Origin of the sequence: Actinoplanes teichomyceticus ATCC 31121, from assembly GCF_003711105.1 — a bacterium.
GTDB lineage: Bacteria > Actinomycetota > Actinomycetes > Mycobacteriales > Micromonosporaceae > Actinoplanes > Actinoplanes teichomyceticus.
This window is the reverse complement of the sequence record NZ_CP023865.1, coordinates 4,552,441-4,567,818: the sequence shown is the minus strand read 5'-3', so window position 1 is coordinate 4,567,818 and position 15,378 is coordinate 4,552,441. Positions and strand designations below refer to the sequence as shown.

The 15,378-nt window shown below is 76.5% G+C and carries 5 protein-coding genes; 4 read left to right on the top strand and 1 reads right to left on the bottom strand.

Going from position 1 to position 15,378, the window contains the following annotated elements:
• Positions 1-90 precede the first annotated feature (90 nt).
• The 3 genes from ACTEI_RS20180 to ACTEI_RS20170 all read left to right on the top strand — a co-directional run bounded on the left by ACTEI_RS20180 (position 91) and on the right by ACTEI_RS20170 (position 2,499).
• Complete coding sequence (locus tag ACTEI_RS20180) at positions 91-909, top strand: SAM-dependent methyltransferase (protein WP_122982282.1); 819 nt, start codon at positions 91-93, stop codon at positions 907-909.
• 119 nt (positions 910-1,028) lie between these two features.
• Positions 1,029-2,078, top strand: coding sequence for a glucose 1-dehydrogenase (locus ACTEI_RS20175; RefSeq protein WP_122979072.1), 1,050 nt, complete (start codon positions 1,029-1,031; stop codon positions 2,076-2,078).
• Positions 2,079-2,208: 130 nt separating this feature from the next.
• The gene (locus ACTEI_RS20170; protein WP_203723698.1) at positions 2,209-2,499 is read left to right on the top strand and encodes a sulfurtransferase TusA family protein; all 291 of its coding nucleotides are present in this window, start codon (positions 2,209-2,211) and stop codon (positions 2,497-2,499) included.
• 72 nt (positions 2,500-2,571) lie between these two features.
• Here the strand turns inward: ACTEI_RS20170 and ACTEI_RS20165 are convergent, their stop codons facing one another.
• Entirely contained in the window at positions 2,572-3,054 is a 483-nt protein-coding gene (locus ACTEI_RS20165) for a hypothetical protein (protein WP_122979071.1), read from the bottom strand.
• A 215-nt stretch (positions 3,055-3,269) separates the two neighbouring features.
• Between ACTEI_RS20165 and ACTEI_RS20160 the strand changes: the two genes are divergently transcribed.
• Complete coding sequence (locus ACTEI_RS20160) at positions 3,270-15,350, top strand: non-ribosomal peptide synthetase (RefSeq protein WP_122979070.1); 12,081 nt, start codon at positions 3,270-3,272, stop codon at positions 15,348-15,350.
• Positions 15,351-15,378: the final 28 nt, after the last annotated feature.

Sequence of the window (15,378 nt, the reverse complement as noted above, 5' to 3'; positions counted from 1 at the left end):
GGCCGCCGCACCGGCCGGTGACCGGGCGCGGTGGCCGAGCGGTAGGCTTCGACGCCCGGACGTGCACAGTGGATCGTGGTGGAGGCGGCGATGTCGGACCGGCGAGGCGAGCATCCCGGGATCGGGCGGATCGACACGAGCCGGCCGCATCCGGCCCGCCGTTACAACTACTGGCTCGGCGGCAAGGACAACTTCGCCGCCGACCGCGAGTCCGGCGACGCCATCGCCGCCGCCATGCCCACCATCCGCATCGCCACCCTGGAGAACCGGCGCTTCCTGCAACGCGCCGTGCGGCACCTGACCCGGGCCGGCATCCACCAGTTCCTCGACATCGGCACCGGCCTGCCGACGGCGGACAACACCCACGAGGTCGCCCAGGCCATCGAGCCGGCGGCCCGGGTGGTCTACGCCGACAACGACCCCCTGGTGCTCGCGCACGCCCGCGCGCTGCTGACCAGCAGCCCCCAGGGCGCCACCGCCTATCTGGACGCCGACCTGCGCCAGCCGGCCAGGATCCTGACCGACCCGGTGTTGCGCGACACCCTCGACCTGGACGAGCCGGTCGCCCTGATGCTCGTGGCGATCCTGCACTTCATCCGCGACGACGAAGACCCGCGGCGGATCATCGAGGAACTCGTCGACGCGCTCGCGCCCGGCAGCTGCCTCGTCGCCTCCCACGCCACCTGGGACCACCTGAGCGCCGACGTCATCGCCGGGCTGCAGCCCAACAACGCCGACCAGCGCTTCCGCCCCCGCAGCCGCAGCGAGTTCGCCGCACTGCTGGACGGCTTCGCACTGCTGGAGCCCGGCATCGTGTCGGTGGCGCGCTGGCGCCCGGACGCCCCGCCGGAAACCCGGCCGTCCGACGCGGACGTCTCCTGCTACGGCGCCGTCGCCCGGGTCCGGTGAGCGCGCGGGCGCGCCCGTACTCCCCGGCCGTGGGTGCGCGGACTTCCGGCGAACACCCCCGGCTACGCGGTTAACTGTTCCGGTCAGGTGTGACTCCGCCGGCAGCCCGAGGAGAGCTGATGCGCGCGTTGACGGTCGAGCCGCTCAAGGCGGGCAGCGCTGAGGTCCGCGAGGTGGCCGATCCCGAGCCGGCGGCCGGGGAACTGCTGGTCGAGGGCCTGGCGCTGGGCGTCTGCGGGACCGATCGGGAGATCGCCGCCGGGGAGTACGGTTGGCCGCCGCCCGGCCGGGACCGGCTGGTGCTGGGGCACGAGTCGTTGGGCCGGGTGCTGAGCGCCCCGCCGGACCGCGGCTTCGCCGCCGGCGACCTGGTGGTGGGTGTGGTGCGCCGGCCCGACCCGGAGCCCTGCGGGGCCTGCGCGCACGGCGAGTTCGACATGTGCCGCAACGGCCGGTACACCGAGTGCGGGATCAAGGAGATCGACGGGTACGGCAGTCAGCGGTGGACCGTGCCGGCCGACTACGCGGTCGGTCTGGACGCCCGGCTGGCCGACGTCGGTGTGCTGATGGAACCCACCTCGGTCGTCGCCAAGGCCTGGGACCAGGTGGCGAAGGTGGGCGGCCGGTCGTGGTTCGAGCCGGAGCGGGTGCTGATCGCCGGCGCCGGACCGATCGGCCTGCTCGCCGCGCTGCTCGGCATGCAGCGCGGCCTCGAGGTGCACGTGCTGGACGTGGCCACGGACGGGCCGAAACCCGCGGTCGTCGAGGCGCTCGGCGCCCGGTACCACTCGGTGGGGATGCGCGAGGCCGTCGCCGCGCTCCGGCCGGACATCGTCATCGAGGCCACCGGCGTGCCGGGCGTCGTCTTCGAGGCGATGACCGGCAACGCGCCGTACGGCGTGGTCTGCCTCACCGGCGTCTCGCCGGTGGGCCACCACATCTCGGTCGACATCGGTGGCGCCAACCGGGAGATGGTGCTGGAGAACGACGTGGTGGTCGGCTCGGTCAACGCCAACCTGGGCCACTACGCCGCCGCGGCCACCGCGCTGGCGGACGCCGAGCTCGGCTGGCTGTCCCGGCTGATCACCCGCCGCGTGCCGCTGGAAGGGTTCGCCGACGCGCTGCAGGCACGCCCCGACGACATCAAGGTCGTGCTGGAACTGACCTGAGCGGCGCGGCCTCCGGTGGCCCGTGGCGGGTTCGCGGGCGCCCGGCGCCGGTGGTCCGGGGGCGGTGGCGCGCCATGATCAGCCGATCGGGGATGATCTGAGGCGGTCCGCAGGCGGAGGGAGCCGCGAGGTGAACGCTCAGGTGCGCCCGGTCGTGCTCGACGGCGGGGATCGGCGCTGCGTGCTGCTGCTGATCGAGTTGCGGCGGTTGATCGCCACGCTGCCGCCCGGAGCGCTGGTCCACCTGATCGCGACCGATCCGGCGGCGCCGCTGGACCTGCCGGCCTGGTGCCATCTGACCGGCCACGGCTACCTCGGGCCGGTGCCGGGGCGGGAGCGGCCGACGTACGCGGTGGAGGTCGCCGCGGACGCCAGACCGACCGACGCGCGCCGGCCGTGGCGTCCCGAGCCGGTCGGCTGACCCCTGGCGAAGGGTACGAAACAGGCCGGGACCGCTGGTGATCAGCGTCCCGGCCCGCGGTGGTGGCTGGGTTCAGTTGACCTTGCTGTTGGTGACCGAGGAGTCGTCCGCGCCCTCGGAGCCGCTGGTCTGGCTGGGCGAGGTGATGCTCGCCTTCACCGCATCGGTGTCCTGGCAGGCCGTCTGGACCTTGAGGATCGCCGAGCTCACCTCCGCGGTCAGCACCGCCTCGTTCGGCTCGCCGGCGGCGGCCTGCGCCTTCTGCAGCGCCCGGTCGAGCACCTCGGTGGCGGCGGTGATGATCGTGCTTCGCGAGGTCTTGCCGAGGCTCACGATCTCCTTGGCGGTGGCCAGGTCCAGGTCGCGCCCGTCCTCACCGCGGGTGGCCTGGTCGGCCACCGTGCACGCGCCGGCGGTGCCCTTGTCGAGACCGGCCACGTTCGCCGCCGCGGCCGCGGTGGCGGCGCTGGTGGCGGCGGACTCTTCACTGTTAGCGCAGCCGGTGATCGCCAGTAGGGTGCACGTGGCGACAGCTGCGATGGTGGATCCACGCATGGTGCGGCACGTTACCCGCCCGCCGTCCCGGCGCGCGGCGAGGGTTAGCGCAGTGTGATGCGCGGTACGTCCGTTCTGCCCCTGTGCGCGGGAAACTTGAGCGCGTTTTTGCAGTCCAGCGCATCATTATGCCCCCGATTCTGTCGCACACAGTCACTGAACTGCGACTACGTAGCGGCACGGACGGGTTGAACCCCGCCGATAGGCTCTCGATCATGACGTTGATCGACGTGCTCGTCCGGGCCGCCACCCGCGCGCCCGAGCAGGTGGTGGTGCACGTCGACGGCGACGGACGGCAGCGGCGGACCGATTACGCCACGTTGTACGCGGACGCCCTCCGGGTCGGCGGTGGCCTGCGCGCGGCCGGCCTGACGCGAGGTGACTGCCTGCTGCTGGTGGCCGAGGACAGCGCGGAATTCCTGCCGCTGTTCTGGGGTGCGGTGGTGGCCGGGGTCGTACCGGTGCCACTGCCGCCGGAGGCCGGCCGCGTCGCCGCGGTCCGGCGGCACCTGGGCGGGCCGGCCCTGGCCGGCGACCTCGCCGTGGACGGTGGGCGGCGGCTCACCCTCGATCAGCTGCGCGCCGGTCCCGCGCTGGCCGAGCCGGTCCCGGCCGGCCCGGACGACCTCGCGTTCCTGCAGTTCTCCTCGGGCAGCACCGGAGCGCCCAAGGGCGTCGAACTGACCCACGGCAACCTGGTCGCCAACCTGGACCAGGCGGCCCGGGCCGCCGGCACCGGTCCGGACGACGTGATCCTCACCTGGATGCCGTACTTCCACGACATGGGGCTGATCGGCACCCACCTGGGCCCGCTGTTCGTGCGGTGCCGGCAGGTGCGGATCAGCCCGCTCGCCTTCGCGAAACGGCCGGAGGTGTGGCTGCGGGCCGCGGACGAGCACCGGGCCACCGTGACGACCGCGGCGAACTTCGCACTCGCCCTGGTCCTGCGGCGGGTCCGGGACGAGGTGCTGGAACAGCTGGACCTGAGCCGGCTCCGCCTGATCATGGTGGGCGCGGAACCGATCTCACCGGTGGTGTGGCGCGCCTTCGCCGCCAAGCTGCGGCGGGCCGGTCTCGACGCCGCGGCGCCGCAGCCGGTGTACGGGCTCGCCGAGGCGACCGTCGCGGTCGCGTTTCCGCCGCTGGGGGTGCCGGCGCGGCCGGTACGCGTGAGCCGGGCCGCGCTGTCGCGGGGCGTCGCCCTCGACGTGGCGGACGTGCCGGATCCGGCGTCGCCGCCCGCGGCCGACCCGGACCGGCCGGTGCCCGCACCCGGGGTGGCCGAGCTGATGGACGTCGGTTTCCCGGTCCCGGGCTGCGAGATCCGGATCGTCGACGACGCCGGGCAGCCGGTCGAGGAGGGCCTGGTCGGACACATCCAGGTGCGCGGCCCGAACGTCATGCGCGGATACCACCGCGACCCCGCCGCGACCGCGGAAGCGCTGGTGGACGGCTGGCTCCGGACCGGCGACATCGGCTTCCTGCGCGCCGGGCGGCTGTGCGTCTCCGGCCGGGCCAAGGACGTCCTGTTCGTGCACGGCCGCAACTTCCACGCCGCCGATCTCGAGGAGACCGCCGCCGCGACCCCGGGGCTGGGCGCGGGGCCGGTCGCCGTGGTCGGCGCCACCGATCCGGCCACCGGCCGCGAACGCGTAGCCCTCTTCCTCGCCGCCCCGGCCGTGCGCGACCGGCCGGAGGCCGCCGAGCGGGCCCGGGCCCGGGTCGCCGAGGCGCTCGGCTACGACGGCGTCGAGGTACGCGTCGTCCCACGCGGCGCGTTCGCCCGGACCACCAGCGGGAAGCTGCGCCGGCACCTGCTGCGCGACCGCATCCTCGACCAGCCGCCGCAGCCGCGCCCCACCCCTCCCGGGGCACAGTCCGCTCCTCCCGGGGCACAGTCCGCTCCTCCCGGGGCACAGTCCGCTCCTTCCGCGGCGCAGTCCGCTCCTTCCGCGAGGCGGCCCGCCCTTTCCGCGGCGCAGCCCGCCCTTTCCGCGCCGCGGCCCGGTGCGGACCTGGCCCGCCCGACGGCGGACACGCACGTGCGGCGGGGCGGGAGGCCGCCGGTGGTCGCGGCCGACGGGGACGAGCGGCACCGGACTGCCCCGGTACGCCCACCGCGCACCCGGGCCGAGACCGAGCACCTGGTCCGCGCCGTCTGGGCCCGGGTGCTGCGCCTGCCCGAGGAGCGGATCGGCCCCGACGACCGGTTCCTCGCGATCGGCGGGTCCTCGCTCGCGGCCATGGAGGTGCTCGCCGACCTGGAGGACGCCTTCGGCCGTACGCTCGATCCCGCCGACCTGCGCGACTGCCCCACCGTGCCGGCCCTCGCCGCCCGGCTCCTCCTCCTGGAAGCCGAAGGCCCAGCCGCGACAACCTCGGGCCCGACGGCCCCGGTCCCGGCCCCGGTCCAGGCGGCCCCGGCTCCGGCCCCGGGGGGCGGGGAGCTGGCGATCATCGGGATGGCCTGCCGCTTCCCGGACGCGGACACGCCGGAGCAGTTCTGGGCCAACCTCCTCGCCGGGCGCGACAGCGTCACGCGCGCCGCCGGGTGGGACGGCTACGGGGCGTTCCTGGCCGACCCGGCACAGTTCGACGCCGACTGTTTCGGGATCGGCGAGACCGAGGCCCGCTACCTCGACCCGCACGCCCGAATCCTGCTCGAACTGGCCCACGAAGCCCTGGAACGCGCCGGGTACGCCGGTCCGCGCCGCCACGACCGCCGCGTCGGGGTGTTCGCCGCGGTCGGTGAGAGCGCTTACCCCGAGTTGTTCGACGACACCGACCTGGACCGGGCCCACGCTCTGACCGGCACGCTGCGCAACCTCACCGCCGCCCGGGTGGCCCACCTGCTCGACCTGCGGGGCCCGGCCGTGGCCGTGGACACCGCGTGCTCCTCCGCGCTGGTCGCCCTGCACCTGGCCCGCCGCAGCCTGGCCGCCGGGGACTGCGATGTCGCCGTGGTCGGCGGCGTCAACCTGAACCTGACCGGTACCGGTCACCGCCTGCTCGCCGGCGCCCAGGCGCTCTCACCCACCGGCCGCTGCCGGGCGTTCGACGCGGACGCCGACGGTTTCGTCCCCGGCGAGGGCGGCGCGGCCCTGGTCCTGACCCGGCTCGCGGACACCGCCGGTGACCGGGTCCTGGCCGTGGTCCGCGGCACCGCGGTCAACAACGACGGCCGGTCGCTGAGCCTGATGTCCCCGAACCCGCTGCGGCAGCATCAGGTGATCAGCGCGGCGTACCGGGAGTCCGGGGTGGACCCGGCCGAGGTCACCTACCTGGAGGCGCACGGCACCGGCACCGCCGTCGGCGACCCGGTCGAGGCGCGTTCGCTCGCCCGGGTTTTCGCGCCGCTGCCGGACGGCCGCCCCCGCCTGCTCGGCTCGGTCAAGACGAACATCGGCCACCTGCTCAACGTCGCCGGGCTGCCCGCGCTGGTGAAGGTGGTGCTCGCCGTGCAGCACGGGGAGCTCCCGCCGTCCCTGCACCACACCCGCCCGTCCCCGCGGTTCGACCTGGCCGGGGCCGGGTTCGAGGTGCTCACCGAACGCCGCCCGTGGCCGGGTCCCCGGGTGGCCGGCATCAACAGCTTCGGCTTCGGCGGCACCAACGCCCACGCGATCCTGGCCGCCCCCGACCCGGCATCCGTGCCCGACCCGAGCCCCGTGCCCGCGGCGACGTCCGCTCCGGCCCGGGTGCCCGCTCGCGCCCCGATGCCCGCACCGGCCCCGGGCCCGGACGCCGGGCGCCCGCCGGCGGCGTGGTCCGGGTCCGTCACCGGTGCGACTTCTGTGGCCGGGGACGACGCGGGTCCGCACCTGCTCACCCTCTCGGCGCGGTCGGCGGTGGCGCTGCGGGCGGCGCTCGGCGACCTCATGGCGCATCTGCACACCCACCCGGAGTTGCGGGAGGCCGACGTCTGCGCGACCGCCGCCACCGCACGCGACGACGGTCCGTACCGGATCGCGCTGGTCGCCGAGGGAGACCTCGCCGACCGCCTCGCGTCGGCGGTCGCCGGGCCGCCGGTGACGCGACCGGCCCGGACCGCGCTGCTGTTCGCCCCGCCGGAGCCCGGCCACAGCGCCCACCGGTACGCGACGGCGCCCGGCTTCCGCGAGGCCGTCCACCGCCTGTCGGCCGCGGCCGGTCCGCTGGCCGGCCGGACGCTCGCGTCCTGCTTCGCGGACCCGGCCGCCGCGGCGGCGGACCCGGGGCTCCGCGACGCGGTTGCGGTCGCCTCGGGCATCGCGGTGGCGGCCCGGTTGCGCGCTTTCGGCGTACGCCCGGATGCCGTCACCGGCGTCGGCGCCGCCGCCCTGGCCGCCGCCGCGTTCGCCGGCCTGCTCAGCGAAGCGGACGCGGTCCGCCTGGCGGCCTCGCCCGAGGATGTCGTCGGTCCGGCAGCCGCGCTCGGGAGCCGTCCCGAGGATGTCGTCGGTCCGGCAGCCGCGTTCAGGAGCCGTCCCGAGGATGTCGTCCGTCCGGCGGACTCGCCCGGGGACTTCCCGGGGGAGCCGTGGACGGCGCGGATCGCGTTGCTCGACCCGTCGACCGGCGACCGCATCACGGCCGTCGAGGCGGACCGGTTGCGCTCTCCCGGGAGGGAACGGGAAGCCGTGGCCGTCGCGGGCCCCCGCGTCCCGATGCGGGAGCCGTCCGGCGACGGCACCGGGTCGTGGGGCGCCGCGCTGGACGCGACGATCGACCGGCTGGCCGCGGCCGGTTACGACACGGTGGTCGTCGTCGGCGCGGAGAACGCCGCGGAATCGCGGCACGGCACGGACCACGCACACACCGCACCGAGGGCAGATGCTGCGCCCGGGGCAGACATCGCGCCCGGGCGCCCCGAGGCGGCGAACGGCGGTCCGGCCGGGCGGTCCGCCGTGGCCCAGGACATCGGGTCCGGCCCGCGGACCGCGGTGCTTCCGGCGGGCGGCGACGATCGGGAACTGCTGGCCACCGCCGCGGAGGTGTGGCGGCGCGGGGGTGCGCTGGACCGGACGTGGATGGGTGCCGGGACCCGGCGGGTCGAGCTGCCGACCTATCCGTTCCAGCGCCGCCGGTACTGGGTCACCGATCCGCTGCCGCCGGTGCTGTCCACCGCCCGGTGGGTGGAGACGCCGATCGGGGAAGCCTCGGCCCGGGCGGAAGCGCCGGTCGATGGGGCCGCCGGCGTGTCGGCCGGAACGCCGTCCGGCGACGTGGTGCATGTCGTGCGGGCGGATCGGATGCCGGCGGATGCCCTCACGGTGGTGCCCACGCTGGCGCGATCCGGGCGTCTGCTGGTCGTCACCACGGATCTGTATGCCACCGGGGTCGGGCAGGAGACCCCGGACCCGGCGTGTGCGGTCTGGTCCGGGCTGCTGATGGCGCTGGCCGACGAGAACCCCGACCTCGGCGTACGTATCGTCGATGTCACCTCGGACAGCGCCGAGGAGCAGCGGCGGGCCGTCGTCGAGCGGGAGTCGCAGGCGCCACCGGCACCGGGCTCCGCGGAGATCGTGGCGTGGCGGGGGGTGCGGCGGCTGACGCGTGCCTTCGTTCCGGCCGCCACGCCGGAACCGCTGGTCCTGCCACCGGACGGGCGGTATCTGATCACCGGCGGCGCCGGTGCGGCCGGTGCGGAGATCGCCCGGCATCTCGCCCGGCGGGGGCGGCCCGCCCTTCTGCTGACCGGGCGTTCCGCGGAACCGGGGGAGCTGCTGGCGCAACTGCGCCGGCTGGGGGCGCGGGTGGAGTACCGCAGGGCCGACGTCGCGGTCGAGCGGGACGTGACCGCGCTGGTGGCCGGGCGCGCCTTCGACGTCGTGGTGCACGCGGCCGGTGTGGTGCGGCCGGGCAGCCTACGGGCGAAGACCGCCGACGAGCTCGCGGCCGGGCTGGCGGCGAAGGTGCGCGGCACCGAACTGCTGGCCCGCGCGCTGCTCGGTCCCCGGCCCGGAACCGGCCAGCCGCCCGGCCCGGACTCACCGGCCGCCGACCGCGGGACGCCGGCCGGCGCGGGTGGCGACAGCCGGCCGCTGTTCATCGCGCTCTCGTCGGTGTCGGCGGTGCTGCCGGGGCTGGCCGGGGCGGTCGGGGACTACGTGGCCGGGAACGCGTACGTCGATGCCTTCGCCGCCGCCGAGTGTGCCGCCGGCCGTGCGTTCGTCGCGGTGAACCTGCCGGTCCTGGCCGGTGGCGGCCTCGCCGCCGGCCACCGGATCGGCGGCGACGCGCTGCCCCTGGAGCGGCTGCCGCAGGTGCTGTGGGCAGCGGCCGGGCTGGGCGCCGCGCAGGTGCTGGTCACCCCGCCCGGGCCGGGCCGCGGCGCCCCGGTGGGCGGCGGGCGTGCCGGCGTTGCCCGGCCGGCGGCCGAGCCGTCGCCGGAGGGTGCCGCGTCGCCGGAGGGTGCCGCGTCGCCGGAGGGTGCCGCGTCGCCGGAGGGTGCCGCGTCGCCGGAGGGTGCCGGGCCGCCGGTCGAGCCGGGACCCGCCGCGCCGCGGGATGTCGCCGAGTTGATCGCGGTGGTCCGGGAACTGCTGGCCAGGGCCCTCGAACGGGAACCGGCGACGATCCGCCCGGACGAGCCGTTCCTGACCCTGGGTCTGGACTCGCTGACCGCGATCGATCTGGTGAAGGAGCTGGAGACGCGGCTCGGGCGGACCCTGTCGACGACACTGTTCTTCGAGCACCGGACCATCGGCGAACTGGCCGCGCACCTCAGCGGTGCGGCCGACCCGGCCGGACCCGCGGCACACGACATCGCGCCGACCGGCGGCCGGGCCGAGCAGGCCGCGCGCGACATCGAGCCGGCCGGGCGCGCCGCGCGTGACATCGAGCCGGCCGGGCGCGCCGCGCGTGGCGCGGACCCGGCCGGTGGCCCGCAGCCGCCGCCGCAGCCACCGCAGCCGGCGGACCCGGCCGGGGAGTTCCCGCTCAGCCCGGTGCAGCGGGCGTTCCACACCAACGGGCGGCTCCACCCGCGCGTGCCGTCCTACGCCTACGTGCGGCAGACCCTGGCCGGGTCGATCGACACCGACCGGCTGGCGGCGGCGTTCGCCGAGGTGGAGCGGCGGCATCCGATGCTGCGGGCCCGGTTCGGCGGGGGTGGCCAACGGATCCAGCGGCCGGGCGGCGACCGGCCGGCCTGGCTCACCGTGACCCGGTTGACGCGGCCGGTCGCCGAGGTGGACGCCGAACTGCGGAACCGCACGTTCGACCTGGAACGGGAGGCCCCGATCCGGGCGGTGCTCGCGGTCGAGGACGCCGGCCCGGCGCACCTGATCCTGGTCGCGCACCATGCCGCGGTGGACGGGTACAGCCTGGCGATCCTCGGCGACGAGCTGTGGGCCCGCTACGCCGGGGCCGGCCTGCCACCGGCACCGGAGCGCACCCTCGCCGATCACCAGGCGCTGCGCGGGGGGCCGCACGCGGAGGACCTGGCCTGGTGGCGGGCCACGCTGGCGGGCTACCCCGGGCTGGCGCTGCCGTTCGACGGGGACCCGCGGCAGGACCCGGAGCCGCCGTACGCGGTGCACCAGGTGGCGCTCGACGCGCGGCTGAGCCGGCGGCTGGCCGAGCACGCCCGGGACGCCGGGGTGTCGCTGTTCCACCTGCTGCTGGCCGGGTACGTGCGGTGCCTGGCCCGGTGGAGCGGGCAGGACGACGTACCGGTGCAGGTGGCCCGCGCCGGGCGGACCGCGCGGCTGGCCGGGATCGACCGGATGGTCGGGCCGTTCGCGGACACGCTGCCGGTGCTCGCCCGGGCCGTGCCCGGCGAGTCGATCGTGGCCCTGGCCGAGCGGCTGCGCGAGGCGTGGCTGGAGAGCGAACGGCACGGCTCCGTCAGCACCGCCGACCTCGCCCGGATGCTGGCCGTCGATCTCGCCGGGCCGCGCACCGCCAGCCCGGCGAGCTTCAGCTTCGCGCGGTTTCCCCGCCACCGCGGGACCGCGGCGCACGTGCTGGCCACCACGGCGGGTACCGCCTCGGCGGCCACCCGGCTGGGACTGGTGTGCTTCGACTTCCACGACGCCCTGCACTTCTCGTGGAACTATCCGGCCGCGCTGTTCGAGGCCGGGACGGTGCGGCGCTTCGCCGCCGACCATCTCGCCGAGATCACCGCCGTGGCCGCCGCGGACCGGACCGCGGCGCCGGCCGGGCGGGTGCCGCCGGTGGCCGAGCGGATCCGGCGACAGTGCCGCCGTACGCCGGACCGCATCGCCGTGCTCGCCGACGGCGAACCGTTCACCTACCGGCAGCTCGACGAGGCGTCGGACCGGCTGGCGGCCCGCCTGGCCGGGCACCGGGCGCGGCGCATCGGGCTGCTCACCGCGCCGGGCACGGCCACCGTCGTCGGCGTGGTGGGCATCCTCAAGGCGAACGCGGCGTGGGTTCCGCTGGACGCGGCGCACCCGCCGGCCCGGCTCGCCGGTCAGCTCAGCCGCGCTCAAGTGGACGTGGTCGTCGGCGAGCCGGCCACCGAGGCGCTGCTCGACGGGTTCACCCTGGTCGACGTGTGGGACGGGACCGGCGGGGAGCCGCCCGCGGTGACCACCCGGCCCGGCGACGACGCGTACGTGATCTTCACGTCCGGGTCCACCGGGCGGCCCAAGGGCGTACCGGTCAGTCACCGCTCGATGACCACCTACCTGGACTGGGCGCTGGCGACCTTCGGCTACCACGCCGGGGACCGGCTCGCGCAGACCGCGTCGATCTGCTTCGACGCCTCGGTCCGGCAGCTGCTCGCGCCGTTGCTGGTCGGCGCGACCGTGGTGACGTGGGACCGGGACACCGTCCGGGACCCGCAGCGGCTGGCGCAGCGCCTGGCCGCCGACCGCGTCACCGTCTGGAGCTCGGTGCCGACACTGTGGGAGCGGCTGCTGGCCGCGGCGGAACGGGACCGGCCCGATCTGTCCGCGCTGCGCTGGGTGCACGTCGGGGGTGAGGAGCTGTCACCGGCGCACGTGCGGCGATGGTTCGACCTGCTCGGGCCGGGGCAGCGGATCGCCAACCTGTACGGGCCGACCGAGACCACGATCAACGCGACGTTCCACGTGATCAGCGAGCGGCCCGCCGACGACGTGCGGCACCTGCCGATCGGACGGCCGGTCGGCGGCGCGATCACCGAGGTGATCGGCCCGGACGGGCGGCGGTGCGGGCCCGGTGAGGACGGCGAGCTGTGGATCGGCGGCACCGGGGTGGCGGCCGGATATCTCGACGATCCGGAACTGACCGCGGCGGCGTTCGTGGAGCGCGACGGCCGGCGCTGGTATCGCAGCGGCGACCGGGCGGTGTGCGACGCCGACGGCGTGCTGTGGTTCCGCGGGCGCCTCGACGACCAGGTCAAACTGCACGGGTACCGGGTGGAGCCGGGCGAGGTGGAGGCGGTGCTGCGCGGGCATCCGCAGGTGGCCCGGGTCGCCGTGCGGGTGGACGGGAGCCGCCTGGTCGCCTGGGTGCAGCCGGAGGCGGGCGCGGCGGTGGACGCCGCCGGGCTGCGGGCGTACCTGGACGGGATTCTGCCGTTCTATCTCGTACCGGCCCGGATCGAGATGGTCGCCGAGCTGGCGCTGACCGCGACCGGCAAGATCGACCGGGCCCGGCTGACGTCGTCCCCCCGCCGCGCGCCGGTCGATCCCCCGCGCACCCCGACCGAGCGGTTGCTGGCCGGGGTCTGGGAGCGGCAGCTCGGCGTGCCCGCGGTGGGACGCGACGACGACTTCTTCGCGCTGGGCGGGGACTCGATCGGCGTGCTGGAGATGTTCGCCGCGCTGGAGGCGGATCGCCCGGTGCTGCCGCGGCCCACGGTGATCTACCGGCGGCGTACGCTCGCGGCCCTCGCCGCCGAGATCGACGCCGCGCCCGCGCCGACGCGGCCGGTCGTGCGCGCCGACGCGGCCGAGTTCCCGCTCACCCCGAGCCAGCGCGGGTTCCTGCTGGCCGACGCGGTCGGCGCCGGGTCGGCCTGGCTGGCCGCGCCGCGGGTGCACGGGCCGCTCGATGCGCAGCGCTTCCAGCAGGCGGTGAACGTGCTGGTGGAGCGGCATCCGATGCTGCGCACGGTGTTCCGCAGGCACGCCCGGCCGCCGGTGCAGCGGGAGCTGGCGCCGGGCGCCGCGCTGACCGTCGAGTACGTCACCGAGCCCGGACCGATCGCGGCCGAGCTGGCCGCCGAGCGGGCGCACCGCTTCGACCCCGCGCGGTGGCCGCTGGTCCGGTTGCGGCTGCTACGGGTCGGGCCGCGGGAGCACGTGCTGCTGCTGCACGCGCACCACCTGGTCGGCGACGGGTACAGCGTGGCGCTCCTCGCCCGCGAGCTGCTGGCCGTCTATGACCACGAGACGCTGCCGCCGCTGCGATCGTCCTTCCGGGACTACGTCGCGCTGCTGGAGCGTGCCGAGCCGGAGATCGCGCCCTATGACGGGGCGCCGCTCGGGCGCGGCGCCCGGACCGCGACGGCCGGTGTGACGCTCGGGCCCGCCGTGGTCGCGGCGCTGCGGTCGCTGGCCGCGGCGGCCGGCACGACCCCGATGACACCGGTGCTGACCGCCTTCCACCGGGCGCTGGGCCGGGTGCTGCACCGTGCCGACCCAACGATCGGCGTCGCGGTGACCGGCCGGGATCATTCCCTTCCGGACCTGGCCCGGCTCTTCGGGCCGTGCGCCACCGCGGTGGCCGTGCGCCCCGGCCCGAGCGCCGGCCGAACCCCCGCCGAGCCGGGACCGGCCGTTCATGCCGTGCCCCCCGGCCGGACCGTCGCCGGTCCCGTCGAGCCGGGACCGGCGGCGCCTGCCGTGCGCCCCGGGCCGGACGACGGTTTCGGCGCGGACCTGGAGCGGATGGCGGACGCGGTGATCGCGGCGCGCGGCCGCAGTTTCGTGGCGCCGCACGGCTGGCAGTTCTTCTTCACCTATCTGGACTTCGCCGCGCTCGGCCCGCAGGAGGGCCGGACCCTGCGCCTGGCCTGGGACGGGACGGACGCCGAGATGGCCGTCCCGCCGGGCACCGACGTGCTGCTCGCGGCCCGGCCGGCCGGCAGCGGACTGCGCCTGACCTTCCGCGGCCGGCTTTCCGAGCCGGTGTTGACCGCCCTGGCCGCCCAGGCCCGCGCCGACCTGGAGGCGTTCGCCGCGGGCCGCGCCGCACCATCGGACGCGGCGCCCGGGAACGCGGCGGCGCCGGGTGCGCGGCGGGGAAGCGCCGGGGCTGCGAAACGGCGATCGGCCGACGCGCCGCTGGACGCCGCGCTGATCGGTTACCTTCCGGCGCCCGCGCACCTCGCGGCCCTCGCCGGGGACCTGCCGGAGTCCGTACGGCGGATGCTCCCCACCCTGTCGCGCGAAGCGATCCGGACCGCCGTCTTCCCGGACGGCGCACCCCGCCTGCTGGAGACGGTCGACACCCGGCTGGGCCGCTCCGGCTTCCTCTGCCTGCCCCGCTTCGCCGACGAGCTGACCGCGCCGGGCCTGGCCGCCGACGCCGCGGCCGCCGCCGACCTGGCCGCCGGATCCGGCGCCCGCACCGTGTCGCTGGCCGGGATGATCCCGGCGCACACCGGTTACGGCGCCGCCGTGGCCGAGCTGGTCCGCTCGCCGGTCCGGGTCACCACGGGACACGCGGTGACCGCCGCCTCGGTGGCGCGGACCACGTTCGCCGCGGCCGGGCGCTGTCTGGCCGGCCGGGTGCTGGCCGTCCTGGGGGTCGGCTCGATCGGCTCCTCGTCGCTGGCGCTGCTGCTGGCCCGGGCCGAGACCGCGCCGGCCGGGCTGCTGCTGTGCGACCTGCCGTCGGCCACCGAGCGGCTGTCCGCGCTGGCCGCCGATCTGCGCGAGCGCGGCTACCCGGGCCCGATCGAGATCGTCACGGACGGCCCGGGCGCGGTCTACCGGGCCGAGGTGATCGTCGCGGCCACCAGCGGCGGTCCGGGCACCCTGGACGTCGGCCGGCTGCGCCCGGGCACGATCCTGGTCGACGACTCGTTCCCGCACTGTTTCGACACCACGCGGGCGCTGGCCCGGATGCGGGCGCACGCCGACGTGCTGATCGTCGGGGGCGGACTGCTCGACTGCGGCCCGGCGACCCGCACCGCGGCCGCCGGCCTGCCGGTCGCCGCGCATCCCGGCCGCCTGCCCGGGACGGTCGCGTCGTGCCAGCTGGAGTCGCTGCTGCACGCGGTGACCCCGGGGCTGCCGCTGGTGTGCGGTCCGGTGTCGGCGGCGCAGGCCGCGTCGTACTGGGAGGCCCTGGACGCCGCGGGTGTCGGCGCCGCGCCGCTGCACCTGCTCGGGGAGGTCGTCGGCCGGGTCTGACCTCCTCGTCGAGGCGGGCGGCGCGGCC

What these genes read in the sequence shown, in the direction of transcription:
- ACTEI_RS20180 (WP_122982282.1), top strand. Translation starts at nt 91, where the DNA reads ATGTCGGACCGGCGAGGCGAGCATCCCGGGATCGGGCGGATCGACACG.
- ACTEI_RS20175 (WP_122979072.1), top strand. Translation starts at nt 1,029, where the DNA reads ATGCGCGCGTTGACGGTCGAGCCGCTCAAGGCGGGCAGCGCTGAGGTC.
- ACTEI_RS20165 (WP_122979071.1), bottom strand. Translation starts at nt 3,054, where the DNA reads ATGCGTGGATCCACCATCGCAGCTGTCGCCACGTGCACCCTACTGGCG.
- ACTEI_RS20160 (WP_122979070.1), top strand. Translation starts at nt 3,270, where the DNA reads ATGACGTTGATCGACGTGCTCGTCCGGGCCGCCACCCGCGCGCCCGAG.